This is a genomic window from Arthrobacter sp. UM1, assembly GCF_020483305.1.
Lineage (GTDB): Bacteria > Actinomycetota > Actinomycetes > Actinomycetales > Micrococcaceae > Falsarthrobacter.
Map to the genome: position 1 here is coordinate 14,729 of NZ_JACWAB010000009.1, position 26,080 is coordinate 40,808.

At 72.1% G+C, this 26,080-nt stretch carries 19 protein-coding genes and 1 pseudogene; 9 read left to right on the forward strand and 11 right to left on the reverse strand.

The genetic code is table 11. The annotated features are described in order from the left end of the window. Window positions 1–52 precede the first annotated feature (52 nt). Both H9I38_RS09705 and H9I38_RS09710 read left to right on the forward strand, forming a co-directional pair. On the forward strand, window positions 53–622 hold the full coding sequence (locus tag H9I38_RS09705; RefSeq protein WP_226338624.1) for a maltokinase N-terminal cap-like domain-containing protein: 570 nt from the start codon (window positions 53–55) through the stop codon (window positions 620–622). Window positions 623–676: 54 nt separating this feature from the next. Then, entirely contained in the window at window positions 677–1,756 is a 1,080-nt protein-coding gene (locus H9I38_RS09710) for an FUSC family protein (RefSeq protein ID WP_226338625.1), read from the forward strand. Between the two features lie 30 nt (window positions 1,757–1,786). On the opposite strand, the gene H9I38_RS09715 is transcribed toward H9I38_RS09710, so the two are convergent. The 3 genes and pseudogenes from H9I38_RS09715 to H9I38_RS09725 all read right to left on the reverse strand — a co-directional run bounded on the left by H9I38_RS09715 (window position 1,787) and on the right by H9I38_RS09725 (window position 4,613). Further along, a complete protein-coding gene (locus H9I38_RS09715) occupies window positions 1,787–2,326 on the reverse strand; it encodes an NUDIX hydrolase family protein (protein ID WP_226338626.1) in 540 nt (179 codons plus the stop codon). Then, entirely contained in the window at window positions 2,323–3,498 is a 1,176-nt protein-coding gene (locus H9I38_RS09720; RefSeq protein WP_226338627.1) for a glycoside hydrolase family 76 protein, read from the reverse strand. Before H9I38_RS09720 ends, H9I38_RS09715 begins: the two co-directional genes overlap by 4 nt. Before the next feature lie 9 nt (window positions 3,499–3,507). Further along, window positions 3,508–4,613, reverse strand: a pseudogene (locus H9I38_RS09725) (NADH:flavin oxidoreductase/NADH oxidase). Between the two features lie 96 nt (window positions 4,614–4,709). Here H9I38_RS09725 and H9I38_RS09730 point away from each other — a divergent pair. Beyond that, a complete protein-coding gene (locus tag H9I38_RS09730) occupies window positions 4,710–5,501 on the forward strand; it encodes an SDR family NAD(P)-dependent oxidoreductase (RefSeq protein ID WP_226338628.1) in 792 nt (263 codons plus the stop codon). Window positions 5,502–5,512: 11 nt separating this feature from the next. Here the strand turns inward: H9I38_RS09730 and H9I38_RS09735 are convergent, their stop codons facing one another. The 8 genes from H9I38_RS09735 to H9I38_RS09770 all read right to left on the reverse strand — a co-directional run bounded on the left by H9I38_RS09735 (window position 5,513) and on the right by H9I38_RS09770 (window position 18,535). After that, window positions 5,513–6,451 carry a DUF1684 domain-containing protein gene (locus tag H9I38_RS09735; protein ID WP_226338629.1) on the reverse strand — a complete coding sequence of 313 codons (939 nt, stop codon included), beginning with the start codon at window positions 6,449–6,451 and terminating at the stop codon, window positions 5,513–5,515. 129 nt (window positions 6,452–6,580) lie between these two features. Continuing rightward, window positions 6,581–7,366, reverse strand: a complete 786-nt coding sequence (locus H9I38_RS09740; RefSeq protein WP_226338630.1) for a hypothetical protein — start codon at window positions 7,364–7,366, stop codon at window positions 6,581–6,583. Window positions 7,367–7,445: 79 nt separating this feature from the next. Further along, entirely contained in the window at window positions 7,446–8,408 is a 963-nt protein-coding gene (locus H9I38_RS09745; protein WP_226338631.1) for a pseudouridine synthase, read from the reverse strand. Continuing rightward, the gene (locus H9I38_RS09750; RefSeq protein WP_226338632.1) at window positions 8,405–10,390 is read right to left on the reverse strand and encodes a DUF6541 family protein; all 1,986 of its coding nucleotides are present in this window, start codon (window positions 10,388–10,390) and stop codon (window positions 8,405–8,407) included. Before H9I38_RS09750 ends, H9I38_RS09745 begins: the two co-directional genes overlap by 4 nt. Next, on the reverse strand, window positions 10,387–15,324 hold the full coding sequence (locus H9I38_RS09755; RefSeq protein WP_226338633.1) for a DEAD/DEAH box helicase: 4,938 nt from the start codon (window positions 15,322–15,324) through the stop codon (window positions 10,387–10,389). The genes H9I38_RS09750 and H9I38_RS09755 overlap by 4 nt, the downstream gene beginning before the upstream one ends. 100 nt (window positions 15,325–15,424) lie before the next feature. Further along, a complete protein-coding gene (locus H9I38_RS09760) occupies window positions 15,425–15,892 on the reverse strand; it encodes a 23S rRNA (pseudouridine(1915)-N(3))-methyltransferase RlmH (RefSeq protein WP_226338634.1) in 468 nt (155 codons plus the stop codon). Window positions 15,893–15,926: 34 nt separating this feature from the next. Then, a complete protein-coding gene (locus H9I38_RS09765) occupies window positions 15,927–16,586 on the reverse strand; it encodes a response regulator (protein ID WP_226338635.1) in 660 nt (219 codons plus the stop codon). After that, a complete protein-coding gene (locus H9I38_RS09770) occupies window positions 16,583–18,535 on the reverse strand; it encodes an ATP-binding protein (RefSeq protein WP_226338636.1) in 1,953 nt (650 codons plus the stop codon). Before H9I38_RS09770 ends, H9I38_RS09765 begins: the two co-directional genes overlap by 4 nt. A gap of 131 nt (window positions 18,536–18,666) precedes the next feature. On the opposite strand from H9I38_RS09770, the gene H9I38_RS09775 reads away from it, so the two are divergent. From H9I38_RS09775 to H9I38_RS09800, 6 genes are all read left to right on the forward strand, one after another. Further along, entirely contained in the window at window positions 18,667–20,022 is a 1,356-nt protein-coding gene (locus H9I38_RS09775) for a CitMHS family transporter (RefSeq protein ID WP_226338637.1), read from the forward strand. 145 nt (window positions 20,023–20,167) lie between these two features. Then, window positions 20,168–21,295, forward strand: a complete 1,128-nt coding sequence (locus tag H9I38_RS09780; RefSeq protein WP_226338638.1) for an acyl-CoA dehydrogenase family protein — start codon at window positions 20,168–20,170, stop codon at window positions 21,293–21,295. Next, window positions 21,292–22,674 carry a bifunctional PIG-L family deacetylase/class I SAM-dependent methyltransferase gene (locus tag H9I38_RS09785; RefSeq protein ID WP_226338639.1) on the forward strand — a complete coding sequence of 461 codons (1,383 nt, stop codon included), beginning with the start codon at window positions 21,292–21,294 and terminating at the stop codon, window positions 22,672–22,674. Before H9I38_RS09780 ends, H9I38_RS09785 begins: the two co-directional genes overlap by 4 nt. Then, on the forward strand, window positions 22,671–23,417 hold the full coding sequence (locus tag H9I38_RS09790; RefSeq protein ID WP_226338640.1) for a glycosyltransferase: 747 nt from the start codon (window positions 22,671–22,673) through the stop codon (window positions 23,415–23,417). Before H9I38_RS09785 ends, H9I38_RS09790 begins: the two co-directional genes overlap by 4 nt. A gap of 71 nt (window positions 23,418–23,488) precedes the next feature. Beyond that, window positions 23,489–23,860, forward strand: a complete 372-nt coding sequence (locus H9I38_RS09795) for a hypothetical protein (RefSeq protein ID WP_226338641.1) — start codon at window positions 23,489–23,491, stop codon at window positions 23,858–23,860. 695 nt (window positions 23,861–24,555) lie between these two features. Next, window positions 24,556–25,122, forward strand: coding sequence for a proline-rich domain-containing protein (locus tag H9I38_RS09800; protein ID WP_226338642.1), 567 nt, complete (start codon window positions 24,556–24,558; stop codon window positions 25,120–25,122). The last annotated feature ends 958 nt before the right edge of the window (window positions 25,123–26,080 follow it).

A 26,080-nucleotide genomic window follows, 5' to 3' on the forward strand; every position in this document is an offset into this window, starting at 1 on the left:
CGATCCGGGCGGGGCCCTGGCGCCGAGGGGCGGGGAGGCTTAGGCTCGGGGCATGTCAGTCGTCTACAACGCCCAGCTCAGCCCGACCAAAGACGAGCTCATCGCCGAGTGGATCGCGCAGCAGCCGTGGTTCGAGGGCGACGCCTCGAGCCTGGAGAAGGCCGCCGGATTCCGGTGGGACGATCCGGCGGGCGCCGTCGGCATGGAGCACATCATCGTCAGGGACGGGTCGGGGAAGCACTACCTCGTCCCCCTCTCCTACCGCGGCCTCGAGCTCGACGGCGGCCGCCTCATCACCCGCATGGAGCACTCCGTGCTCGGCACGCGGTACGTCTACGAGGCCGAGAGCGATCCGGTCTACCGCCACGCCGCCCGGGACGCGGTCCGCAAGGGGGAGCCGCAGTCCGTCGTCGAGCTCCACGAGGGCGAGGACGTGAGCGTCCAGGAGCCCACGATGGACGTCGAGGTCATCGGCGGCCCCGGCGACCTCCACCATGACGAGATCGGCGACTCCGAGATCAGCGTCAACTACACCCTGGACCCCTCCGTCACCGCGGAGACCGGCGTGCGGGGCACGTGGCCGGGGCAGGACGAGCCTGTCGTGTTGGTCACCGTGAAGTAGCGGATCCGCATGATTCCGGGGGTCCCGGAGCGCGCCCGCCCCTAGACTGGGGGCATGCAGCTGCTCCGGGACTTCTTCGCGTTCGAGCCCGGAATGCGCGACCGCGAAGCCGCGATCCGCTGCACCTTCGGCGTCATCGCCCCGCTCGTCCTCCTCATGCTCATCGGACGGCCGGATCTCACGGTCTTCGCGGTCTTCGGCGCGTTCACGGGCGTGTACGGGCGGAACATGGACTTCAACGAGCGCGTGGCCACGCAGGTCCGCGCCGGCGGCCTCATGGTGGCCGTCATCGGCCTCGCCGTGGCCAGCCACACGCTGTTCCACCACCTCAACCCGTGGCAGCTCGTGGCCGCCACGACGCTCGTGGCCGGGGTGGCGGCGAGCTTCGCCCGCCTCTGGGTGCTCCGCCCCAGCGGCTCCCTCTTCCACATCTTCGCGTTCGCGGCCATCGCCTCCCTGCCCTTCTCGCCGCCCCCGGCGGAGGCGATGACGACGGCGGTCCTCACCGCCCTCCTCAGCGTGGCCGTGGGCGCCGCGTGGAAGGTCCGGCCCGGGGTGCGGCCCCGCTGGCACCTGCCGAGCGGCGTCTACACCCTGGCGAATGTGCGGGACGCGCTCAAGGACGGCCTCATGAACGCGCTCGTGGCGGGCGTGGCCGGGTTCATCGCCGTGGCCGTGGGCCTGCAGACCGGGTTCGGGCACCACTACTGGGCCATGGTGGCCGCCGTCGTGCCCCTTCAGGCGCTGCGGGCGCGGCACGCGGTCTTCCGCGGCACCCAGCGCATCCTCGGGGCGGTGCTGGGGCTGATCCCGCTCGGGATCGTGCTCGCGCTGCACCTCGACGCGTGGGGGACCGTGGCGGCGGTGGCCGTGTGCCAGTTCATGGTGGAGCTGCTCGTCATCCGGCAGTACCTCTTCGCGCAGATGTTCGTGACGCCGCTCGCGCTGCTCTCGATCAGCCTGGCGGGCAAGGCCTCGCCGGGCGCCCTGCTGGGGGACCGGATCGTGGAGACGGCCGTCGGGAGCCTCGTGGGCATGGCGGTGCTGCTGGCGGTGCGCTACCCGGACCGGGTCGCGGCCCGGCTGCCGAGGCGGCCGCGGCCGTCGAGGCCGCGGCGAAGCCGAGCGAGCTGAGGGGCGCACGGCCTCGGGGCTGCCTCCCGCCTAGCGGCCCCAGCCCACGTGCGCGAGGGCCTGGCGGAGCAGCTCGCCCCGGCCGCCCGTGAACTCGGCGAGGACCGCCTCCGTCAGCGCCTCGTCCGGGGAGAGCCAGGAGAGCTCGAGCGCGTCCTGGCGGGGCTGGCACTCGCCCTGGACCGGGATGACGTACTCGAGGGCCACGGCGTGCTGCCGCTCGTCGGTCAGGCCGGACTGGGAGGGGGCGGGGAAGTACTCCGCCACGGCGTACGGGACCGTCGAGGGCGGAAGCTGCGGCATGGCCATGGGCCCGAGGTCCTTCTCCAGGTTGCGCAGGAGCGCCGCCCGGACGGTCTCCCGGTAGCGGACCCGGCCGGAGACGAACGAGCGGGTCATGCGCCCCTCGCTGTCCGCGGTGAAGAGCAGCCCCACCTCGCTCACGTAGCCCATGGGGTCCAGGCGCACGGGGAGCGCCTCCACGTAGACCATGGGGACCATGTGCCGGACGTCGAAGAGGTCGTCCTCGGACATCCAGCCCGGATTCTGGTCCGGTGTGCGCAGGTTCATCGGCGTGCAGCCTCCTCGATGCTCGCGGCGGCCTCGAAGACCGTCCATGCCTGGACCTGGGTGGAGAGCTCCACCGGGGTCTGGCCGGGGTACTCCCGCACGGCCTCGGCTCCCGGAGTGCGTGGGAACACGAGGACGCGCTCGGGGCGCTTCACGATTCCCGTGTGCGCCCAGCGCTCGCCGCGGCCGTCCCAGAGCAGGCGGGCGGTGGTGGTCACCAGCGTGGCCGCCCGGCTGCGCGTGTGCTCGGGCAGACGCTCGTCCACGGCCGCCGTCGCGAGGTAGCGGCAGAGGATGCCCGTGAACAGGCCGCCGTCCCCCTCGCCGTGTGTGGTGAGGATGTGGGTGCGGCGCTCCGTCAGGTGTCCCTTGACCGCGTCCACCGTGCGGGCCGCCCGGCGGAGGTTCTCCTCCCCGCCGAGCTCGAGCAGCGCGCCGAGCACCGGCCCCTGGTTGTAGCTGAAGACCGCCTCGTTGAGGACGGGCTCGCCCTTGGTGATCCGGACGCCGTCCCGGTAGAGGCCGCGATCGTCGAGCACGTGCTCCTCGAGCCAGTCCACGAGCCCCTGCGCCTTCTGGCGGTACTCCGGGGTGCGGCGGCCGAGCCGGGCCAGGTGGAGGGCCGCCGGCGCCGTCGCCGCCGTGTTCTTGAAGTCCCGCTTGGTGTTCCAGAAGAGGCCGCCGCCGAGGTCCTCCGTGGCCGCGGAGAGCAGCTGGTCCGTCAGGGCGTGCTCCAGCTTGAGGCGCTCGCCGGGGCCCGGCTTGCCGGCCTCGCGTGCGAGGGCGTCCAGGCGGCCCATGGCGAGGGCGAGCCACGCCATGTCGTCGTAGTACGAGTTGGTCACCCGGAAGAAGTTCCGGGAGACGAGCGTCTTGACCGTGCGGGCCGCGAGCTCGCCGGCGCTCGGCAGGCTCGGCCCGTTGACGCGCTCGCCGGTCCGCAGCTCCCGCCAGCCGACGTCCACGAGGGCGTCCGCGTAGTGGGCCTGCCACCAGTAGTGGAAGGGCCGGACGAAGTTGTTGACCGAGCCGGGGCGCCGCACCGCCGCGAGGTGCGTGCCGGGCAGGCCGAGCACCGGGCCGCCGAAGTGGCGGATGACCGAGCGCGCCGCCGCCGAGGCGATGGCCGGGAAGCTGTCCGTCTGGTCTGGGTCGGAGGAGGTGAACGCCATGAGACCAGCCTAGTGAACCCGAGCGAACCCGGCGCGCCAGTAGTGCGGCGAGACCGGCGGCTCGCCGTCCCCGAGCTCGACGGCGGCCGTGACGGGCCAGTTCGGATTGCGCAGCGCGCCGCGGGCGATGGAGACGGCGTCCAGCCCCTGGACGAGCAGGTCCTCCGAGACGCGCGGGTCCTCCAGGACGCCGACGGCGGAGACGAACAGGTCCGGCACCGCCTGCTTCACGGCGAGTGCGAGCCCGGCCTGGTAGCCCGGGCCGGAGGGTCCGTGGTACGGCCCGATCCCCGCGGAGCTGCACTCCAGCATCGAGACGCCCTCGTCCCGGAGGATCGGCGCGAGCGCCACGGTGTCCTCGAGGCTCCAGCCGTCCTCCGTCCAGTCCGTGGCGGAGATGCGGACCATGAGCTCCACGCCCTGGGGGAGGGCCTCGCGCACGGCGGCCGCCACCTCCCGCAGGTAGCGCGTCCGGCCCTCGAAGCCGCCGCCCCACTCGTCCGTGCGCCGGTTGGTCAGAGGGGAGAGGAACTGGTGGATGAGGTAGCCGTGGGCGGCGTGCAGCTGGACCACGTCGAACCCCGCCTCGGCTGCGCGGCGGGCGGCGGCCGCCCAGTCCTCGATCGAGGAGCGGATCTGCTCCGGGGTCATCTCCTGCGGCTCGGCCGTCCCGAGCAGCTCGCCCACGCCCGCGCTCGGGGCGAGGGTGGTCCAGCCGCCGTCGTCGGCCGCGAGCGTGCCCCGCGTGGCGGTGGGGTGGCGCTCCGGCTCGCCCTCGAGCCACGGGATTCCGGCGGCCTTGGCGCCCGCGTGGTTGAGCTGGATGCCGGCGAGCGCCCCTGCGCGTGGACGAACTCCGCCACGGGCTTCCAGGCGTCCCGGTGCGCGTCCGACCACATCCCCGGGCAGTACGGCGAGATGCGCCCCTCCGGGGAGACCCCGGTGGCCTCGGCGACGACGACGGCGAAGCCGCCCGCCGCCCGCGCTCCCAGGTGGACGAGGTGCCACGCGCCGACGATCCCGTCCTCGGCGGTCAGCGCATACTGGCACATGGGCGCCAGCATGGTCCGGTTCCGCAGGGCGAGGCTTCCGACGGCGGCGGGTTCGTTGAGCATGGCTCCACCCTAGGACGGTCCGCTGGGAGCGCACTCGGGCTAGGGTGTGAGGAGAAGCACAGTCGAGGCCCTCTCGCGGGGCTGTGAGGAGAGAGCATGCGCATCACGGACTCAACGGTCGCCCTCGTCACGGGCGGCGCGTCCGGACTCGGATTCGCCACGGCGAGGTCGCTCATCGAGGCGGGGGCGCGCGTCGTCGTCGTCGACCTCCAGAAGGAGGCGGGCGAGGCCGCCGCCCGCGAGCTCGGGGAGCGGGCGGTCTTCGCGGCCGCGGACGTGACCCGCGAGGAGGACGTGCAGGCCGCCGTGCGGACGGCCGAGGAGCTCGGCGAGCTGCGGATCGCGGTGAACTGTGCGGGCGTGGCGACCCCCGGGAAGGTGCTCGGCAAGGAGGGGGTGCTGCCGCTCGAAGCGTTCGCGAAGGTGGTGTCCATCAACCTCATCGGCACGTTCAACGTGGTGCGCCTCGCGGCCGAGGCCATGTCCCGGCTGGAGCCGGTCTCCGCGGGGGCGGACGGGTTCCCGGACTCGGAGGAGCGCGGGATCATCGTCAACACGGCCTCGGTGGCGGCCTTCGACGGGCAGATCGGCCAGCCCGCCTATGCGGCCTCGAAGGGCGGGGTGGCCTCGATGACGCTGCCGCTCGCGCGGGAGCTCGCGCGCTCGCTCGTCCGGGTGGTGACCATCGCGCCCGGCATCATGGAGACGCCTATGCTCGCGGGTCTGCCGCAGGCGGCGCAGGACTCGCTCGGCCAGCAGGTGCCGCACCCCTCCCGCCTCGGCAAGCCGGCCGAGTACGCGGGGCTCGTCCGCCACCTCGTGGACAACGCGCTCCTCAACGGCGAGGTCATCCGGCTCGACGGAGCCATCCGCATGGCGCCCAAGTAGGCCGGAGCCGGTCAGACGGTCGGCAGGGCCTTCTCGCCCGCCGTGACGGGGGCCGGGATCGAGTTGCCGAGCACCGGCGCCGGGCAGACGGCGTACGGGCCGAACGCCATGGGGTAGCAGAGCGCCCGGTTGAAGTCGATGACGGCGTTGTGCTCGCCGGGCGCCCACCCCTCGGGGCCCGGCCGGCCGAAGACCACCACGGAGACGAACCGCCAGCGCGGCGTGGACTTCCCGTTCGTGGAGTCGCTGAACGTCAGCGTGTACGCGGTGTTCTCCCCGACCTCGCCGCTGCTCTCGACGGCGGCGACGACCTCCTCGTCCAGCCCCGGGATGTGGAAGCGGACGGTGCCCTCGATCGTGGTGAAGACGGTGGTGTCGTCCCGGGCGGAGGCCACGCTCTCCACGTACGGGGAGGCCGAGGGCTCGAAGACCGCGGAGACGATCCAGGACGGGTCGTACGGGTAGGTGGGGATCTTGGCCAGCTCCGGCTTCGGGAGGCGGGTGCGGATCATGTACCGGCCGCCGCGCACGCCCAGCTCGATGTGGACCATGCCGTGGTCCACCCGGCGGCGCGAGCCGTTGCGGAAGAGGGCGTCGAAGGGGCGGCGGGCGGCGTCGAAGCGGGCCACGATGTCGGACTCGCCCTCCGCGAGCGTGACGGTTCCGCCCTTGAGCGGCTCGCCGGCGAGGTTGAGCAGGATGGGCGACTCGGGGTTCTGGGGCGCGATGTGCGCGGTGCCGTCCTGGGCGGACCACAGGCCGGGGACGCTGTCCAGCTCGGAGGGGCTCTTCGGCAGCCATTCGTAGGAGGCGAGCGTCAGCCATCCGTAGTCCGTGTGGAGGGACGCGAGCCTGCGGCCTCGCCAGTCGGCCCAGTCCAGCTCCTCCGGGCCTGCCCACGCGGGCAGGACGGGAGTGAAGAACTCGGGGGTCAGGTCCAGGCTGGGCATTGCTTTCCTTTCAGGTCCCTGCACTGCGGCCGACAACGGCGTCGGCACGTCAGACCAGGGTACCTTCACACAGCCTGGGAGCCCCATTCGGGGCAGGGGGCCTGCAGGGGCCCGGCGGACGCCGGGCCGCTACGGGGCGGTCTTGCCGCTGCCCTTCCCGTTGCCCTGGGCGCCCTGGGCGGGCGCAGCCGGGGCCGCCTTGGAGGCCGGGGGAGCGGGCTTGGACGCCGGGGCGCTCGGCTTCGGCGCGGGAGGCGACGACGGCGCCGGCTTCGCCGGGGTGCTCGGCTTGGGCTTCGGCTTCGGGGCCTGCGGCGGAGGCGTGTAGGCGGGCGGAGGCGTGTACACCGGCGGCGGGGTGTACGCGGGCGGAGGCGTGTAGGCCGGCGGCGGCGTGTAAGCGGGCTGCTGAGGCGCCTGCTGGCTGGGCTTCGGCTTGGGCTTCTTCGAGGGCTTGGGCTTCGGCTTCGCCGACGCCGTCGGAGTGGCGCTCGGGGAGGGCGAGGCGCTCTTGCCCGGGGAGGACTGCCCGGCTGAGGGCTTGGCCGAGTCCTTCGACTTCGCGCCGAGCGTCAGACCCCCGCCGGAGACGCCTCCGCCTCCGCCGACGACCGAGGCGAGCGCGAGGAGCACGAGCCCTCCGCCCATGAACAGGACCCCCGTTCCGCGACGGGACCGGCGCTGGCGGCGTCCGGTGATCCAGCCGATGCGGCCCGTGAGGAACACGAAGGCCGCGACGAGCATGAGCGCGACGGCGGCGACGAGCACCCCCGCGATCCAGCCCCCGAGCACGGTGGCGGCGACGACGCCGACGAGAGTCAGCCCCAGCACGGCGAACAGGGGCCATCTCGAGGCCGGCTCGCGGGTGAGCGGCTCGTCGTCGTCGTAGCTGTACTCGTCTAGCAGATCCTGCATGGGGAGATAGGCACCTATCGGATGAATGGACGAGGAAGGGGGTGTTCCTCTGGGGACCAGGCGAAGAGGCCTTTCCTCATCATAGAGCGCGGCTCGGTTCGGGCGGCCTTTCGAGATCGAATCGAGAGCAGAATGTGAGGTTCCGTCCCGTGTGGGGGTCTCGGAAGGCGATGCTGCGAGCCAGCAGGCCCAGGGGGCGGGCGTAGTCGTCCGGGGCTTCGTCGAGCAGCACGGGGTAGAACGGGTCGTTCTCGATGCCCAGCCCGAGCCCGGCCATGTGCAGGCGCAGCTGGTGGGTCTTGCCCGTGTGCGGTGTGAGGCGATACAGCGCCCGCCCGCGGCCGCTTGGCGCGGACGCATCGGGTTCGAGCACCGTGAGCAGCTCGATCTCCGAGTGGGCGTTGGGCGGCCCCTCCTCCTCGAAGGCGCGGAGCTGGGCCTTGACCTTGTTCAGGCGGCTGCGCACGTGGACGGGCCCCAGGGCGAGCCGGTCCGCGAGCTCGCCGCGCGGCGCCGGGGCGAGGGCCTCGTAGGACTTCTCGATCCGCCGCCGCTCGAAGAGCTGCTGGTAGGCCCCGCGGTCCTCGGCGCGCCGGACGAAGAGGACGACGCCCCACGTGAGGCGGTCCAGGCGGTGCAGGGGAGTGAGCTCCGGCTCGTCCAGAAGGCGGCGCAGCCGGACGAGGGCGGTCTCCTGGAGGAACCTGCCGCCGGGCGTTGTGGGCAGGAACGGGGGCTTGTCCGCGACGACGAGGCGCTCGTCCTCGTGCAGAAGCCTCACCTCGAAGGGAATGCGCTGCTCCGCCGGAGGGCTGCGGTAGTACCAGATGAACTCGGCGGCGCCGAGGGGCGTCTCGGGCCGGATTCGGGTGCCGTCCGCTGCGGCCACCTCTCCTTCGGCGAAGCGGCGGCGGATGCCCTCGGGGTCCACGTGGCCGAACCGCTCGAGCACGAACTCGAGGACGGTCCGCCACGGGCCGCTCAGCGGGACGCGGAGGCGGGTGGCGTTGACGCCGTCGCGGACGGGGAGCGGGCTCTTCACGGCGACTCGCTCTTCCAGTCCGGATCACAGGCCGCGATGCGGAGCAGGCGGGCGTCTCCCTGCGTGTCCACGGGGATGAAGCCGTGGGCCCGGTCCAGGTGCAGGAAGCCCTGCCGGTAGGTGAGCTGGGAGCCGTTGACGCTCGCGTGGCCGAAGTCCAGGACGTACTCGAGGCGCAGGGTGCGGGCGGACGCGCAGACCTTGGGGTCCGTGGCCGCCTGGTCCAGGTGGGACATGACGTAGCGCCCGTCCTCGGTGGGGGCCGGACCGTTGGTGGGCTGGACCATGTCCACGGGCGCGTAGACCTCGGCCAGCCCCGCGCCGGTCAGGGGATCCCCGGCGATGACGGTACCGCGGGGGACCCGCTCGCCGAGGCGCTTGAGGAGGGCCGTCTCGTCCTCTGTCACGAGCAGCGAGGTGGGGGTCAGGGCGTACTTCTGCCGGCCGTCCTCCACAGAGCGCTGGAGGCTCGGGCTCGCCGGCACGATGAGGACGGCGAGCACGGCGAGAGCCGCTCCGGCGCACCACCCTGGCCAGGCGGGAGGCAGCGGACGCCGGCCCCGGCGGGCGCGGCGTCGGAGAGCAGCCGCCCCGAGCGAGGCCGCCGTGCGAGCGGCCCAGGCGATCCCCAGCCCGGTCAGGGGCACGGCGAGGAGAGCCGCGAGGGAGGAGATGCGGAAGTAGTCGTTGTACCAGACGCCCGTGAGCGCCCAGCGCAGGTCCCCGCCTCGACCCCAGGAGCCGACGACGAAGGCCGCCACGGCGAGGCAGTACGACCCCACGAGCCACCTGAGCCTGGGGGAGGAGAGGGCGGCGGCCACGCCGAGCAGCACGAGCACCGCGAGCACTGCGTTGACGGGGTAGCTCAGCTGGGACTGCGTCAGGCTGTCCCGCAAAGCCGAGAGCGGCTTGCCCTGAAGCTCCCAGTTGGACGAGGCGTTGCGCTTGGGCCGGACCTGCCCCCAGACGACCGCGAGAGACACGAGCCAGAGCGGCGGGGCCAGCCTCCGCATCCACCGGTGCGAGAGGCGGGCCGCGCGGGAGAGGACGAACGGGGTGAGCAGGAGCATGGCCGTGTTGAGCATGCTCGGATGGGCCAGAAGGACCCCGGGCGCGGCGAGGACGAGGAAGAGGCCGGCGCGGAACGACGTCGTCGGCAGCCGCGAGCCGCCGCAGGCGGTGACGGCGAAGCCGAGCACCGCCGGCAGGAGGGCCACGGCGTACAGGTAGGGGTAGATGACTCCGAACTGGATGGGCAGATAGGGGAAGAGGGGCATGGCCGCCGCGGCCGCTGCGGAGCCCGCCGTGACGAGGCGGGACGGCCCGGCCACGACACGGGTGAACCAGAGGACGCCGAGCGGCCAGACGCAGGAGGCGATGACGAGGTTGACCGCGTTCATGGCCACCGGGACCGGGGTGCCGAGGAGTAGCGCGGGCAGGGCGGCGGTGTCATGCCAGGCGGCGGGGTAGAAGCTCGCCCGCGGGTCGAACGCGAGGAGGCCGATGGTCAGGGAGGAGGCATGGCCCGTCTCGACGATGTACTCGACCGCGGGAGCGTGGAAGATCGTGTCGTGCGCCTGGGCGAGCAGGTCCGGCTGGGGGATGGTGCGCAGGAGAACCCAGGCGATTCCGGCGGCGCTCGCGGTCAGCGCCGTGGCGAGCACGGCCCGGTTGTGCCGGGGCAGGCGGATCCGGGCGTCTTCGGAGTGGAGGAGGGGCCAGCGCTCCTCGGCCACAGCCCGCAGCCCCCACGCGAGCCCGGCGAGCACGAGCGTGGAGACGGCCAGCTGCCACAGCCCCCACCCGAGCTCGAGCGCGTCGAAGCAGACGGCTCCGAGGCCCACGGCGGTGGCGGAGAGCGGCGCGGCGGAGGCGAGCAGCGCAAGTCCCCTCAGACGGAGGACCAGGCCCGTGACGAGCCCGGGGAGGACGAGGACGGCTGCGCTCAGCGCCACGGCAGGCAGGGCGAGGAGCCAGGTCATGGCCGGTATCTCACTCCCTTGGGCGTTGCGTAGAAGCCGTGGTCCGCCAGAGCCCTGGTCACCGGGTGGCTGGAGGCGCCGAGCAGGTCCGCACCGTCGATCCGCTCGATGCTGACGGGCCCGATTCTCCCGCGACGGACCGCTACAGCATATGCGACGGCGGCCCGCGACTGCGCGCCCTCGTCCTCGGTGAAGGTGAGGACGGTGCGGCCGCCGCGCTCCACGTAGAGTGCCAGAGACCCGTCCACGAGGACGACGACGGCGCCGGCCTTGCGCCCGGGGCGGTGGCCTTCGGCCTCGGGCCATGCCAGGGCCGCGCCGTAGGGGTTGGCGGGGTCGGTGGCGGCCAGGGCGACGACGGGCTCGTCCGAGCGCTGGTCCGTGCCCGGGACGCGAAGCGCGTCCTCGGTGAACGTGCGCAGGCGGTCCACCGTCTCCGGAGAGGCGAACTGGGCGGCACCGAGCTGCTCCACGAAGTAGCCGCGCCGCACCGCCCCCGCGTCCTCCAGCGCGGACGCGACCTTGTAGACCGCGCTGAACCCGCCGGGGGTCTCCTCCGCGGCGACCGCGCCGCGGGTGAGCACTCCGTGCCGTTCCAGGAGCAGGTGGACGGACGCGGTGATCCGGACGGTGGGGTCCGGCTCGAGGGAGGGCAGCAGGGACCACCGCGCGGCGAGGAGGGGGTCCTGGGCCAGGTCCGAGCCGCCTTCTCCGGCTCCTGAGCCGCCGCCGAAGCCGGATCCCGCCGCGGACGGACCGCCGCTGCCGAGCGCGGAGCGGCGGAGCGCCGCCCGGCGCATCGCGCTCGGGCGCAGCGAGCGGGCCCGCGATGTCGAGGAGGCCCGCTTGTGCGCCGAGCCGCCTCCGCTGAGGAGGCTCCGCAGGGGCCCCAGCGAGTCGAAGGTGACGGCCGAGGCCCAGAAGAGGTCCCACAGGGCGGTTCTCAGCTCGGGCGCGGTGGCCGGAGACCCGGTTCTGCGCACCGGGGACTCGGCGAGCTGGCGGGGGAAGTAGGCGCCGGACGAGCTCATGAGGGCCAGCAGGTCCTGTTTGAGCTCCACGGGCCCCTCGTCCATCGAGGAGGACGCCTGCGCGAGGGTCAGGTCTGCGGTCTCCGCGGTGTGGAGGGAGATCCACCCGTCCGCCGAGCCGATCCGGCCGTGCCCTTGGACGATCACGTCTCCCCGCGCCACGAGCTCGTCCAGCATGGAGGGCGAGTAGTCCGGCACCCGGGCCGGGAGCACGAGGGTCTCGAGCGACGACGCCGGGATGGGCGAGCCGGTCAGCTGCTCGGCTGCGGCGAGCACGGCGTCCGTGCCGTGCAGGGCCTCGGCGCCCTTCTGGGCCCCGAGGACGTGGTGCCAGGCCGGGAGGAAGCGTCCGAGCGTGGGGCCGTCCACCGGCTCCACCTCGCTGCGGAGGCGGGCGAGGGAGCGCCTGCGGATCTGCCGCAGCACGTCCGCGTCGCAGAACTCCGGCCCGGTCCTCGCGGGCTCCGCCCGGAACTCTCCCTCGACGACGCGTCCCTGACGGGCCAGAGACACGAGGGCCGTCCGCGCCACGGCCTGTCCCAGGCCGAGGGCCGCTGCGGTCTCCGCCGCCGTCACGGAGGAGTGGGTCCGGGCGTACCGTGCCACAAGGTCCTCCACCGGGCTCTCCACCGGCTCGAGGAAGTCCGCGGCGACCCCGTGCGGGATGGGGGCGCCGAGGGCGTCCCGGAGCCGTGCAGCGTCTTCCACGGCGGCGACGACGTCCCTTCCGGCCACCCTGGTGCGGAACGCCCGGCGGGAGCGCACGAGCTCCTCGAGGAAGACGTTCGCCTGCTCTTCGGCGATGCACTCCTCGCTGTCTCGGGCGAGCCTCAGCCGCTGGGCCGCCTCGCCCGGGCCCAGCGGGCCCACGAGCCGGAGGAGGTCCGCCGCCCCTTCCAGGCCGGAGAGCCTCCGCGAGGGGGCCAGGCGCTGGAGCTCCTCCTCCACGGCGGCGACGATCTCAGGGTCCAGCAGCTCCCGCAGCTCCACCTGGCCGAGGAGCTCCCGCAGCAGCGCCGGATCGAGGGAGAGCGCAGCCGCGCGGCGCTCCGCCAGGGGCGTGTCCCCCTCGTACAGGAACTGCGCAACGTACCCGAAGAGCAGGGACGTGGCGAACGGCGAGGGCGAGGGCGTGGAGACGTCCGTCAGCGAGATCTCGCGCTGCTGGACGCTGCGGGCGATCCGCTGCAGCGCCGGGAGGTCGTAGACGTCCTGGAGGCATTCGCGGACGGCCTCGAGGATGATCGGGAACTGCGGGTAGCGGTGGGCCACCTGGAGCAGCTGAGAGGCACGCTGGCGCTGCTGCCAGAGCGGCGTCCGCTTTCCGGGGTCCCGGCGCGGAAGGAGCAGGGCCCGTGCGGCGCACTCGCGGAAGCGGGAGGCGAAGAGGGCCGAGCCTCCCACTTCCTGCGTCACCACGTCTTCCAGCTCGTCCGGGTCGAAGAGGAACAGCTCGGCGCCCGGGGGGTCCTCGTCCGTGACCGGGACGCGCAGCACGATTCCGTCGTCGGCCGCCATCGCCGAGGCGTCGATCCCGTACCTCGCCTGGATGCGGGCCCCGACGGCGAGGGCCCAGGGGGCGTGGACCGGCATCCCATACGGGCTGTGGAGCACGATCCTCCAGTCCCCGATCTCGTCCTTGAACCGCTCCACGACGAGCCGGCGGTCATTCGGCACGGTCCCGGTGGCCTTCCGCTGCTCGGCGATGTACCGCTCGAGGTTCCCGCGGGCGAAGGCGTCCAGCCCGGCCCGGTCCAGCTGCTCCGCCAGGTGGGACGGCAGGGGCCCCTCCGCGGCGGCCTCCCGGAGGAAGCGGCCGAGTGCCTCCCCCAGCTCCACCGGGCGTCCCAGCGTGTCTCCCCGCCAGAAGGGCAGCTTTCCGGGCTCGCCGAACGCGGGGGTCACGAGCACCCGGTCATGGGTGATGTCCTGGATGCGCCAGCTGGACGCGCCGAGCGCGAAGACGTCTCCCACGCGGGACTCGTAGACCATCTCCTCGTCCAGCTCGCCGACCCTCTTGCCGCCGCGCTCTCCCTCGGCGGACGCGAGGAAGACGCCGAAGAGGCCGCGGTCCGGGATGGTGCCGCCGCTCGTGACGGCGAGCCGCTGGGCCCCGGGCCGTCCCTCAATAGTTCCGGCCGCCCGGTCCCAGACGATCCGCGGCCGCAGCTCCGCGAACTCGTCACTCGGGTAGCGCCCGCTGAGGAGGTCCAGCGTCGCCTCGAACGCGCTCCGGGGCAGTGAGGAGAACGGAGCGGCCGCGGTCACCGTGGCGAACCACTCCTCGACGGGCACCGGCTCGAGGGCGCAGGCGGCCACCGTCTGCTGGGCCAGGACGTCCAGAGGGTTCCGGGGGATCGAGAGGGGCTCGATGGCGCCCTCGAGCATGCGGCTGACCACGATGGCGGTGTTGAGGAGGTCCCCGCGGTGCTTCGGGTAGAAGACGCCCCGGGAGACCTCGCCGACCCCGTGCCCGGCGCGGCCCACGCGCTGCAGGCCGCTGGCCACGGAGGGAGGGGACTCCACCTGGATGACCTGGTCCACGAGCCCCATGTCGATGCCCAGCTCCAGGGAGCTCGTGGCCACGACGCAGCGCAGCTCCCCGCGCTTCAGCGCCTCCTCGATGAGCGAGCGCTGGTCCTTGGAGACGGAGCCGTGATGCGCGCGGGCCAGGACGGGCGCGTCCTCATCCCGCCCCGCGCTCTGCCCCGCCTGGGCCATGACCTGCGCGGGCGGCGCGGAGGCCTGCTCCGGGTCCAGCCCGAATCCGAGCCGGTCCGCGTAGATCTCGTTGAGCCGGCCCGTCAGGCGCTCGGCGAGACGCCGCGAGTTCGCGAAGACAATCGTGGAGCGCTGGGCGAGGACGAGGTCCACGATCCGCTCCTCCACGTGCGGCCAGATGGACGCCTCCGGGGAGAACCCGGCTCCGCGCTGCTCGTGGCCCGTGCCGTGGCCGGTGAGGGGAGGGCCGCCGCGCGCGTTCTGCGGCCCGGCCGCGCCGGCCTCGAGGCTCGCGAGCGTCTCGGCGAACGTGGGGACGGACGCCGGGTCCTCCTCCGTGCGGTCTGCGGGCAGGGGAGCGGGCGTGCCGGGCAGCACGGAGGAGCCGCCGAGGGAGCCCATGTCCTCCACGGGCACCGAGACGGAGAGGTCCCAGCTCTTCCCGGACTCCGGGGCGACGATCTCGCAGGGCCTGCCTCCGGAGAGGAATTCGGCCACGCGGTCCCGGGGCTCCACCGTGGCCGAGAGGCCGATCCTCTGCGGACGCCTCTGGCCCCGGGCGGCGAGGTACGCGTCCAGGCGGGCGAGCGAGAGGGCCAGATGGGCGCCGCGCTTGGTCCCGGCGACCGCGTGCACCTCGTCCAGGATGACCGTGTCCACCGAGGCGAGGCTCGAGCGCGCCTGCGAGGTGAGCATGAGGAAGAGGGACTCCGGCGTGGTGATGAGGATGTCCGGAGGGTGCGTCTGGAGGCGCCGGCGCTCGCGGGCGGGGGTGTCCCCGCTGCGGACCCCCACCGAGACCTCGGAGGCCGGCAGGCCCAGCCTCAGGGCCGTCTGCCGGATGCCGATGAGGGGCGAACGGAGGTTGCGCTCCACGTCCACGCCGAGCGCCTTGAGCGGGGAGATGTAGAGAACCCGTGTCCCTCCGGCCCGGCGGGGGCGCTCAGGGGCAGGGACGCCCGGAAGCTGCGCCGGCTCCGCCTCCGCGCGGCGCACGAACTGGTCCAGCGCCCACAGGAACGCCGCGAGCGTCTTGCCGGATCCGGTGGGCGCGACGACGAGCGCGTCCTTCCCGGAGCTCACCGCGTTCCACGCGGCCTCCTGGACGCGCGTGGGCGCGGAGAACGCCGAGGCGAACCACGTGCGCGTGGCCTCGGTGAAGCGCTCCAGGATCCTGCTCATGCGCTCGATCCTCCCACGAGGGGCGGACACTCTAAGCGGACGCGGACCGGGGCTCTCCCTGGTCCGCGCCCTGCTCCTGCGACGGCCAGGCCCGGGCGGGTCACTCGTGGTGGTAAGGACGCCCGGCGGAGATCTCCTGCGCCCGGTAGACCTGCTCCGCGAGGATGAGGCGCACGAGCTGGTGCGGGAAGACGAGCTTGGACAGGGACCAGACGAAGTCCGCCCGGCTGTGGACGCGCTCGTCCACGCCATACGCGCCGCCGATGACGAGCGTCACCGAGCGCCCCCGGTCGAGCGGCTCCCGCAGGGTCCGCGCGAGCTCGGGCGAGCCGATGTTGCGTCCCCGCTCGTCGAGCAGGACCGCGAAGTCCCCGGCGCTCTTGCCCGAGAGCTTCGCGAGGATCGCCTCGGACTCCTCGGCGCGGGCCGCGTCTCCGCTCTTCGCGGAGTGGGGGATGCTCTGCCACGTCAGGTCGAACGGCTTGGAGAGCCGCTTCTCGAACCGGGCGATCCCGTCCGCCACCCAGGCCTCGTGTTTCCGCCCGACCATGAGCACGCGCAGCGCCATCCGCTCTCCTCTCGACGTGGTCCTCCCCCTATTCTCACACCGCCCCGTAGACGTGCTCGGGCCTCCCGGTGGTCCCGTACTTGAGCTCGAGCACGAACTCCCCGCCGCGGGCGGCGGCCGCGAGGTGGCGCTGGGCGGTCGGCCGCGAGACCCCGGCCTTCGCCGCCACCTGGGAGGCGGTGAGGCCCTCCGGCTCCGCGGCCAGAACCTCGCGCAGCCGGACGAGGGTCGCGTTCTCGGCCGCGGGCTCCTGTGCGGCGCGGACGCCGACGGCGAGCGCCCGCAGCGCCCGGTCCGCCACGTCCTGGTCCATCTCCGCCGCGCCGTCGAGGATCCGGCGGAACCGGGCGTAGGCGGTGAGCCGGGAGGTCAGCTCCGAGGCCTCGAACGGCTTGTAGAGCACGCCCAGCGCTCCGCGCGCCAGGGCGAGCCGCGTGCTCCTCGGAGAGCGGTCCGCGGTGACGAGCAGGGTGTCGGCGTCGGTCTCCCGCAGCAGGTCGGTTCCGAGCCCGTCCGGAACGTACTGGTCCACGAGCAGGAGGTCCGGCGTCGCATCCCGCAGGGCCGCGCGGGCCGCCGCGAGCGAGCCGACGGGCGGAAGGGCCCGGAAGCCCGGCAGGGACGCGACGGCCTCGCAGTGGAGCCCGGCCACCCGGTAGTCGTCGTCCACCACGAGCACGGTGTAGGCGCTCATCGCTTCTCCTCGCTCTCGTCCGTCTGCTCTGTGTCCGTCTGCTCTGCGTCCGTCCGGTCTGTGCCGGCCCCGTTCCGCCCGGTCTGCTCCCGTCCGATCTGCCCCCGCGCAGCCGGGTCTCCGGCCTGCGGGCCCTCGCCGGCCTCGGCGAGCACTCCCGGGAGCCTGGCGCACATCGTGGCGCCGGGCCACGCCCGCGCCTCGGGGGAGGCGGCGGCCGTCCCGCTCCCGCGCTGGACCGTCTCGCTCCCGCGCCAGGCCTCCTCGCCTCCTGCTCCGGAGCTCTCCTCCCCGTGCGCCGCGCCGATCCACACCTCTCCGCCCCGCGCGCGGGCGATCTGCCGGACGAGCGGCAGCCCGATCCCGTGCCCTCCGGCCTCGTCCCGGGCGGTGGGGAGCCCCGAGTACCCGGAGTCGAACACCCGCTCCGGCTCCGCGATCCCGGGCCCGGTGTCGGTCACGGCGAGGTGGAGGACGCCGTCGTGCTCCACAAGGTCCGCGAGGACCGCGGGGGAGGGGCCGCCGCCCGCCACAGCCGCGGAGACGGCGTTGTCGAGGAGGTTGCCGAGGACGGTCGTGACGTCCTGGAGCCCCTCCGGGAGGGCGAGGGCGGAGGGCGCGTCGCTCGACTCGCTCACGAGGACCGCCACCGAGCGCTCGTGCGCCTGCGCGGCCTTCGCGGAGAGGAAGGAGCGGAGTGAGTCGTCGCCGATCCGCTCGAGTCCCGGAATCCCGCTGCCGAGCCGGTGGGCTCGCGTGAGCGAGCGGACGTAGTCCGCAGCCTCCCGGGCGGAGCCGGAGTCCACGAGCCCCGCGATCGCGTGGAGCTGGTTGGAGAACTCGTGGCGCTGGACCCTCAGCGCGCTCGTCAGCGCGCGGGCGTCCGCGAGCTCGCGGCTCACCGCCTGGACGTGCGTGCGGTCCCGGAGGACGACGACGAGCCCGAGGTCCGTCCCGTGCCTCGAGACGCGGCGCGCCGTGCAGACGAGGACCCGCTCGCCGGCCACCACGGTCCGCGCCTCGCCCTGGGCGGTCCGGCCGTCCCGCACGCCGCGCAGCATCTCCGCGAGCTCCGGGGGAAGGCCGGCCTCGGAGGCGGGCACGTCCAGGCGGAGCCCCGGCAGCAAGGCGCGTGCGGACGGATTGGCGAGCCGGACGACGAGGTCTTCGTCGAGGCCCACCACGCCCTCGTCCACGCCGTGGAGGACCGCCTCCTGCTCTGTGGCCATGGCGGCGATGTCCTCCGGCTCCAGCCCGAGGATGTCCTGGTGGAGCCGGCGGGCGAACGCGGCGGCGGCCGCGAGTCCCGCGAGGGTGGCCACCGCCGTGATGAGGATCCCGTACTGGGCGTCGTGGAGCCACTGCTCGGCGAGCGGCTGGCTCTCGAACCCCACGGACACCTCGCCGACCACCCTGCCGTCCTTCCCGTGCACGGGGACCTTGGCTCCGGCGGACGGCCCGAGCGTCCCTGTGTTGCCGGTGGTGACCTCTTTGCCGGCGAGGGCCTCTGAGGGGTCCGTGCTGACCATCTGCCCGAGCCTCGAGGCGTCCGGGTGGGTGAGCCGGATCCCGGTCTTGTCCGTGATGACCACGAAGAGCGCGCCCGTGCGGTCCTCGGTGTCCGAGGCGGTGCGCTGCAGCGGACCGGCCTTCAGAGCGGCGCTGTCCGGGACCCGGCCGGCGGAGATGCGGGAGACCTCCTCCCTCACGCGGGCGTCGCTCGCCACGGCGCGCGCCAGGGTGAGGGACTTCTCGTGCGTCGTCGCGGTGATCTGCTCGTTGAGGTGCCACGCGTGGGCCGCGCCGAGGAGGACTCCCATGAAGAGGACGAGCCCGGTCATGACGAGCATGAGCCGCTGCTCGAAGGTGCCGCGGCGGCGCACGCCGGCGGCGGGGCGGCGGAGTCGCGCCGGCCGGCGCCGGGTGAGACGAGGGTCACGGCGGGTCATACGAACAAAATGCACGAAACGAGCCGAAAGATCAATTCGCGCACTATGAGCCAAAGCACACGGACGTGATGGGTGTCACGGTAGCGTCATCGCACGACTCACCACCACTCACACCGACCCAGGAGATCGCCATGCTTGTGCTCCTCGGCTTCCTCATGATCGGCGTCTTCATGGCGCTCATCATGACCAAGCGGATGACGCCCATCCTCGCGCTCATCATCGTCCCCACCGTCTTCGGCCTCTTCGCCGGCGCGGGGCTCGGCCTCGGCGACATGGTCATGAAGGCCATGAAGTCCATGACCTCGACTGCGGCGCTGCTCATGTTCGCCATCATGTACTTCGGCCTCATGATCGACGTCGGGCTCTTCGACCGCCTCGTGCGCCTCATCCAGCGAGTCTCGGGGAACGACCCCGTCAAGATCGTCCTCGGCACCGCGGCGCTCGCGGCGGCCGTCTCGCTCGACGGCGACGGCTCGACGACGTTCATCCTCACCACCGCGGCCCTGCTCCCGATCTACCGGAAGCTGCACATGAGCCCCGTGGTCCTCACCGTGGTGGCCGGCATGGCCAACGCCACGATGAACATCATCCCCTGGGGCGGCCCGACCGCCCGCGCCGCCACGGCCCTGCACCTCAACGTGACGGACGTGTTCGTCCCGCTCGTGCCGGCCATGGCAGTGACCATGGTCTGCGTCTTCGCCTTCGCCTGGCACCTCGGCCTCCTCGAGCGCCGCCGGCTCAAGGCCGCCTTCCCCGACGCCTGGAAGGGCCTCAACCTCGTCGAGTCCCGCCTCCCCGCAGCGGAGGCGGCCGACGAGCGCGCGGCCGGCATGGCGGACGGAGCCCTCGACCCGAACCGCTCCACGCTCCGGCCGAAGCTCTTCTGGTTCAACCTCCTGCTGACCCTGGCCATCATGGTCCTGCTCGTCCTCGACGTCATGCCGCTGCCGGTGGTCTTCATGATCGGCGTGGCGCTCGCGATCATCGTCAACTTCCCTCACCCCAAGGACCAGCTCGACCGCGTCACCGAGCACGGCCGCTCCATCGTCGCCGTCGTCGGCATGGTCATGGCCGCCGCGGTGCTCACGGGCGTCCTCAGCGGCACCGGCATGGTGGACGCGATGGCGCACTGGCTCGTGGACGTCATCCCGGACCAGTGGGGCTCGCACCTGCCGCTCATCACGGGACTGCTCTCCATCCCGCTGACGTTCCTCATGAGCAACGACGCCTTCTACTTCGGCATCCTCCCGATCCTCGCGCAGACCGCGAGCCAGTTCGGCGTCGACCCGGCCTCGATGGCCCGCGCCTCTCTCACGGGCCAGCCGTTCCACCTCCAGTCGCCGCTCGTCCCGGCGATCCTGCTCCTCGTCTCCCTCGCGGGCGTTGAGCTCGGCGACCACCACCGCAAGGTGCTCTGGCGCAGCCTCGTCCTCTCGCTCGTCATGCTCGGCGTCGCGCTCCTCACGGGCGCGGTGGTCTCCGGCTGACGCGGCGGCCGCGGCGGACCTCCCGTCCGCCGCGGCAGAGGGGACGACGACGGCTCCCGCTGCTCGTTCGGCACCCTTTCTGTCCGATAGGCTCGCACCGGGCGAGAGCCGCCTGAACGAGCCGATCAGCGGAGGATGCCTCAGCGTGCAGCGGGAGTCAGTCGTCACCATCAGCTCCGGGGAGTCGTGCGGCGAGCCCCGTTCCGAACCCCGCGGTGCGGACCTCGCCCGCCTCGCCGAGGCCTGCGCCCCGGACTGCGAGGGCCGCGAGGAGCCCGAGGCCGGCCGCCTCGAGCGCGTCCTGCGCGCATTCGAAGCCCAGTGGGGAGACCTGTCCTCGGCCAAGCCGAGCCGCGTCTGGACCGCCCTCGCGAGCACCGCCGCCCTGGACCTCGGCGCCGTCCGGATGGCCGAGCCGCACCTGGACGCGCTCGCGATCCTCGCCCAGGCGCGGGCCGCGGGGGAGCCCTCCTTCGAGCCGCCCGCCGGGAGCACGTGGGGCGTGTTCGCCGCGGAGCGCCCGGACCTCCGCCTCGAGGCGCGGCCCACCGGCCCGGCGGAGGGCACGTTCGCCGGTCCCGCCCCCTTCTCCCTGTCCGGCGTGAAGCCGTGGTGCTCGCTCGGCGGGCAGCTCTCGCATGCCGTCGTCACCGCGCACACGGGGGAGGGCCGCCAGGCGTTCGCCGTCGACCTCCGCGGCGAGGGCGTCCGCGCCGTCGAGGACCCCTGGCCCTCTCGGGGACTCGCCGAGATCCCGAGCGGCTCCCTCGAGTTCAGCGGGGCCCCGGCGTTCCCTGTGGGCGGCCCGGGCTGGTATCTCGAACGGCCCGGCTTCGCGTGGGGCGGCATCGGAGTGGCGGCGTGCTGGCTCGGCGGCGCTGTGGGCCTCGCGAGGACGGCCGCCCGCGCCGCGGAGCGCCGCCGCAAGGCGACTGACTTCCCCGTCACCGGCTCCCTCCTCGCGCGTCTCGACGCCGTGCTGGAGACGGCCCGCCTCAGCCTTGAGGCCGGCGCCGCCGTCGCCGAGGGGCGCCGGGAGAATCCCCTTCCCAGCGCGTGGGCGCTCGCCCTGCGGACCCGCAACACGGTCTTCCGTGCGGTCCGCGAGGCGCAGTCCCTCGCCCGCGAGATCGCGGGCCCCGCGGCGCTGGCAGGGGACGTGCGCTTCGCCAAGGCGGACGCGGACCTCACGGTCTACCTCGCTCAGCACCACGGCCAGCGGGACGAGGCCTCGCTCGGCGCCCAGCTCGTGGAGGAGGGATTCCCGTGGTGACCTTCCGGCACACGGACCCCTCGACGCCGGAGGAGGACTGGGCCGCGGCGGGGGCGCTCGACCTGCCCCTCCTCGATCCCGACGTCCTGGACCGGGCCGGGGGCATGGTGGTCGCGGCCGCCCATCCCGACGACGAGCTCCTCGGCGCCGCCGCCCTCCTCGCCGAGGCCGAGCGCCGCGGCCTTCCCCTCGTCACCGTCCTGGCCGCCCTCGGGGAGGGGTCGCACCCGGACTCGCCCACGCACGCCCCGAAGGAGCTCGCCGAGCGGCGGCGCGAGGAGTACGCGTCCCTCGCCTCCCGCCTCTTCCCGAGTGCGGACTCCCGCGTGCTCGGACTGCCCGACGGCGGCCTGGGCCGCCGCCGCGATGACCTGGACCGGGCCCTCGAGGACGCGCTGAGGGCGGTCCCCGCTCCCGCCGTCGTCGTCTGCCCCCACCGGGAGGACGCGCACGCGGACCACGTCGCGGTGGCGGAGGCGGCCCGGGCCGCGGCGCAGAGGGCCGGGGCGGTGTTGCTCGAGTACCCGATCTGGTACTGGCACTGGGCTCGGCCGGAGGACGGCCGGTGGCGCTCCTGGAAGCGGGTCGCCGACCCCGAGGGGCTGGACCGCCGCGCGCTGTGGACCGTGTACCCGTCTCAGACGGAGCCGCTCTCGGCGGCCGAGGGGGACGAGGCGATCCTGCCGCCGGGCGTCCTCGCGCACTTCCTCCGTGGCGCGGACACCGTGGAGGCAGCGGATTTCAGCGCGGCCGCGCAGGACGAGGAGCGCGATGCGTCCGTCGGAGCCTCCGTCAACGACGCCCGGACGGCCGCGGCGGTCTTCGACCGCCTCCACCACGAGTCCGAGGACCCCTGGGACCTCTACGAGTCGCCGTACGAGCGGCGGAAGCGGGACCAGCTCGTCGGGCTGCTCGAGCGGGAGCGGCTGTACGGGCGAGCGTTCGAGATCGGCTGCTCCGTGGGCGCGCTCAGCCAGGCGCTGCTGCGGGTGAGCCCGGACGTGGTCGCCGTGGATGCGAGCTCCGAGGCCGTCGGGACGGCGCAGCGGCGCTCGGAGGGCATCCGCGGCCTGGACTTCCGCGTGGCGACCGTCCCCGACGAGTGGCCCGAGGGCGAGTTCGAGCTCGTGGTCCTCTCCGAGACGGGCTACTACCTCTCTCGCGAGCAGCTCGAGGCGGTGTGGGGCCGGATCGAGGCGAGCACCCCGCGCACCTTCACGCTGGCGCTCTGCCACTGGCGCGGGGACGTGGAGGACTGGCCGCTCGACGCGCGCCAGGTCCACGCCTCGGCGCGCGAGCACTGGCCCGAGGCTGCTGTCCGCTCCGTCGAGGACCCCGAGTTCCTTATCGACATCCTCACCGTGGAGCGAGGCGCGTGAGCGGCCTGCCGAGGCGGCGCGTCGTCGGAGCGGGCGGCTCCGGGGTGGAGGCCGTCGGCGTCGTCGTGCCCGCGAAGAACGAGGAGGCGGGCATCGCCGCCGCCCTCACCGCCGTCTTCGCGTCCCTCGACCGCGCTCGCCGCGAGCGCCCCGGACTCCGGGTGAGGGCGGTCTGCGTGACGGATGGCAGCACGGACCGGACCGATGAGATCGTGCGGGAGCTCGCCGGCCGCCGGGCCGAGCTGGAGCTCCTGCACGACGAGCTCGGAACCGTCGGCGCCGCCCGTGCAGCGGGCTGTGAGGCCCTCCTCGGCTGGCACGCGGACTCCTCCCGCCTCTGGATCGCGACGACGGACGCCGACTCCCTCGTCCCCGCCGACTGGATCGCCGCGCACCTGAGGGCGGCCGACTCCGGGGACGACGCCTTCGTGGGGACCGTGGCCCCGGATCCGGCGGGGACCCGGCCGGACGTCCTGGCGGCCTGGCACGCGCGGCACCGCCTCGAGGACGGGCACCCGTACGTGTTCGGCGCCAACCTCGGCTTCCGAGGCTCCGCCTACCGGGCGGCGGGCGGATTCGAGCCGCGGGGCCACGGAGAGGACGTGGCCCTCGTGGCCGCCCTTCGGGCCTCGGGCGCGCGGGTGAGGTCGGCGGACGCCGGGCGGGTCCGCACCTCGGGCCGCCTGGAGGGACGCGTGGCCGAGGGCTTCAGCTCGTACCTGCGGGGGCTGGGTGATGCATGAAACGTGCATATCGCTTGCATTCAGGTCATGACTAGAGTTGCATAGTCGTACATCGATCTGAAGGAGGGGCAGTGTCTGCTGTTGGAACCACAGAGAGGACGGCGGCCAGGGGGCAAGCCGAGCTCTCCGTTCAAGAGATCCTTGCCCATTTGGAAGAGCGCATGGAGCGCCCCTTGATCGGACTGGCCGTCGACGCGTCCGCTTCTGCGATCAGCCGCTGGCGGAGCGGGGAGAGCATGCCTGGCCATGCCAAGGAGGCGCGGCTGCGCAATCTGCACACGGTCTTTCGGATGCTGGAGCAGACGGACGGCGCGCATGTCGCGAGGGCTTGGTTCATGGGGATGAACCCGCAGCTGGAGGACCGCTCACCCCTGGAGGCCATCGCTGAGGGGGATGTGAAGTCGGTCCTGGCCGCGGCTCGCGCTTTTGCGGCCGGGGCATGAGCCTTCTGGAGCCGGTCGCCGTCGACCAGCCTGAAACTCACACGTTTCTGACGGAGCGCATGGGCGAAGCGTTGCGCGCGAGGATTGGAGTATTTGGGCAAGTCGCATGTGCGAGGATCAGACCGTCAGCTGACGAGGGCTATCGTCCGGTGGGCCTTTTCGGCAACGGATGATCGAGGGGCTCCACTGGACGAAGGGATTCGCTACACCTCTCGTTTTGAGGAGCTGTCCTGCTATGCCCTATTCAAGGCGAGGCGACAATGCCCCCGCCAGGGGTTGTCAACACTCCGAAGCAAGCAGTCAGCATATTCGGATTGATCTGCACCAGCAGCTCGTAGCTTCGCGGTCAGAGGCTGAAGAAGGCCACCGTGTCTAAGACGTCAGGGGAAGGGTGTCTGTGGGCATGCCTTTCTTGTAGAACGCGCACATGCCGGTTGACGACCTTCCAGCGAGAATGGAGGTGCCTTCTCGAGTATCTTGGCTCCCCGAGGTGCGAAGGCGTCAGGCGTATTGGCGATCTTGCTTCAAGGCATGCGGGGGGGGGTTGCAAAATCGAAAATGAACGGTCTAAGTTTCGAGTGGTTCGAAACACAAGTTAGAGTGGCCTGTGTGGGTAGGCTCAGTAGTTTCGGGCTTCAATACCCACTGGATCGACACGGACACCCGTGTCACTCAATCACCCATATAGGAGAACCGTGTCTCATTCTCAGAACCAGCCTGGAGGCCAGCACAACCCGCAGGGCAACGACGCCCCGCAAGGCGTTCCGGGTCAATGGAACGGACAGCAAGGCCCGCAGTACAACGGGTACCCGAACCAGGGCTACCCCCAGCAGGGTTTCCAGCAGGGTCCGCCGCCCAAGAAGAAGCGGAAGGGCCTCATGATCGGGTGCGGGATTACCCTTGTGGTTCTGATCGCGATCCTCGTCGGTTGTTCCGCCCTCTTCAAAAGCGCAACCGATGCTGCGAAGAATGGCGGAAATTCCGGACAGGGCCAGTCATCTCAGATGGTGAAGGCGAGCGCGACGGCGACAGCCGCCGCATCCGTCACCTATGGTCCTATCGGCAGTGGGAGCAATGCAGACTTCTCCGGATCCTGGACCAAAGATGTCAAGGATGACGGCAAGGGGTACGGCGTTACCGTGCAGGACAAGTCAGGTAGCGCCTCTGCCAAGGTGACATGCAAGATTGTCAAGGACGGGAAGACTGTGGACGAAAAGTCGGCCACGGGAGCCTACTCAGTGGCGTCCTGCACAGGAATGTAGCCACGCATCCCTGTAGAAGCGCCCCGGAGTTGCTCTCCGGGGCGCTCTTCTTTGAATTAGAAAGTATGGCACCCGCGATTTTCGCCCTAGCGATTCCCGAATGAGATGACGAGTGTTTGGCGTGTCGATCGAATTGTTAATTTAAGTACACACTTCATACTTGGCTCTCTCGAAAAAATATCTCCCCCTCGGTGAATAATTCTTGGAAAGCATATTCGTGAGTATTCGTGCTGTAGTGGCACACACCACGGTTGAGCACCGTTGATGGGCTAGGTGGGGCCTGAGTATTCACAAAGTCGGAAGTTCATTGATACAGCTTGAACCTTCTTGTGTGCCTTCGAAAAACGCAGAGAGCGGTACAGGTGTGTGAAACATGCATTGGTTCCCAATGCTGACCTGCCCAAGCATCTCACGGATGATCGTGCCAGGTTTTCACGTCGTGGCGGAATTGTTGGTGATCGCGGCGCGCTACCACCTGGAGGAGCGGTCGGATGGCGGGTGGGAGGATGGATTCGTGATGCTTCTGTGCTTGTCTGTTCAGAAGATGGAAGAGGGCCCACCTCCTCAAACCGGGAGGGGCGCCGGCGTTGACGGGCGAACTCGAACCCTTTCAGGGCTGTCGCGGTCACCTGTTTTCCTTGAACAGTCGGGGACCTTGTCCCTGCGGTCCTGGAAGAATCATGTGGGGGTGGGCAGAAAGTGAGCCGCTTAGCTACCTCTGAGAACCCAACGGCGGAAGCTCCTCGCTTCCGTCGAAGTATCTTGTTGCCCGATGCCCTTCGGCTGGCACAGTTGAACATTTGTGCCGCACTTCACAAATCATCAGCTTCGGAAGAAGCAGGTTTGGCCAAGGGTCCAGGGGTGAAGTTTTCAGAGCGAGCACATCGCGAAATCGAGGCTGGTAGCCGGCTTACACGAGCAGATTAGTTCGCTTCGCGGTGATTCATAAGGCAGGTGG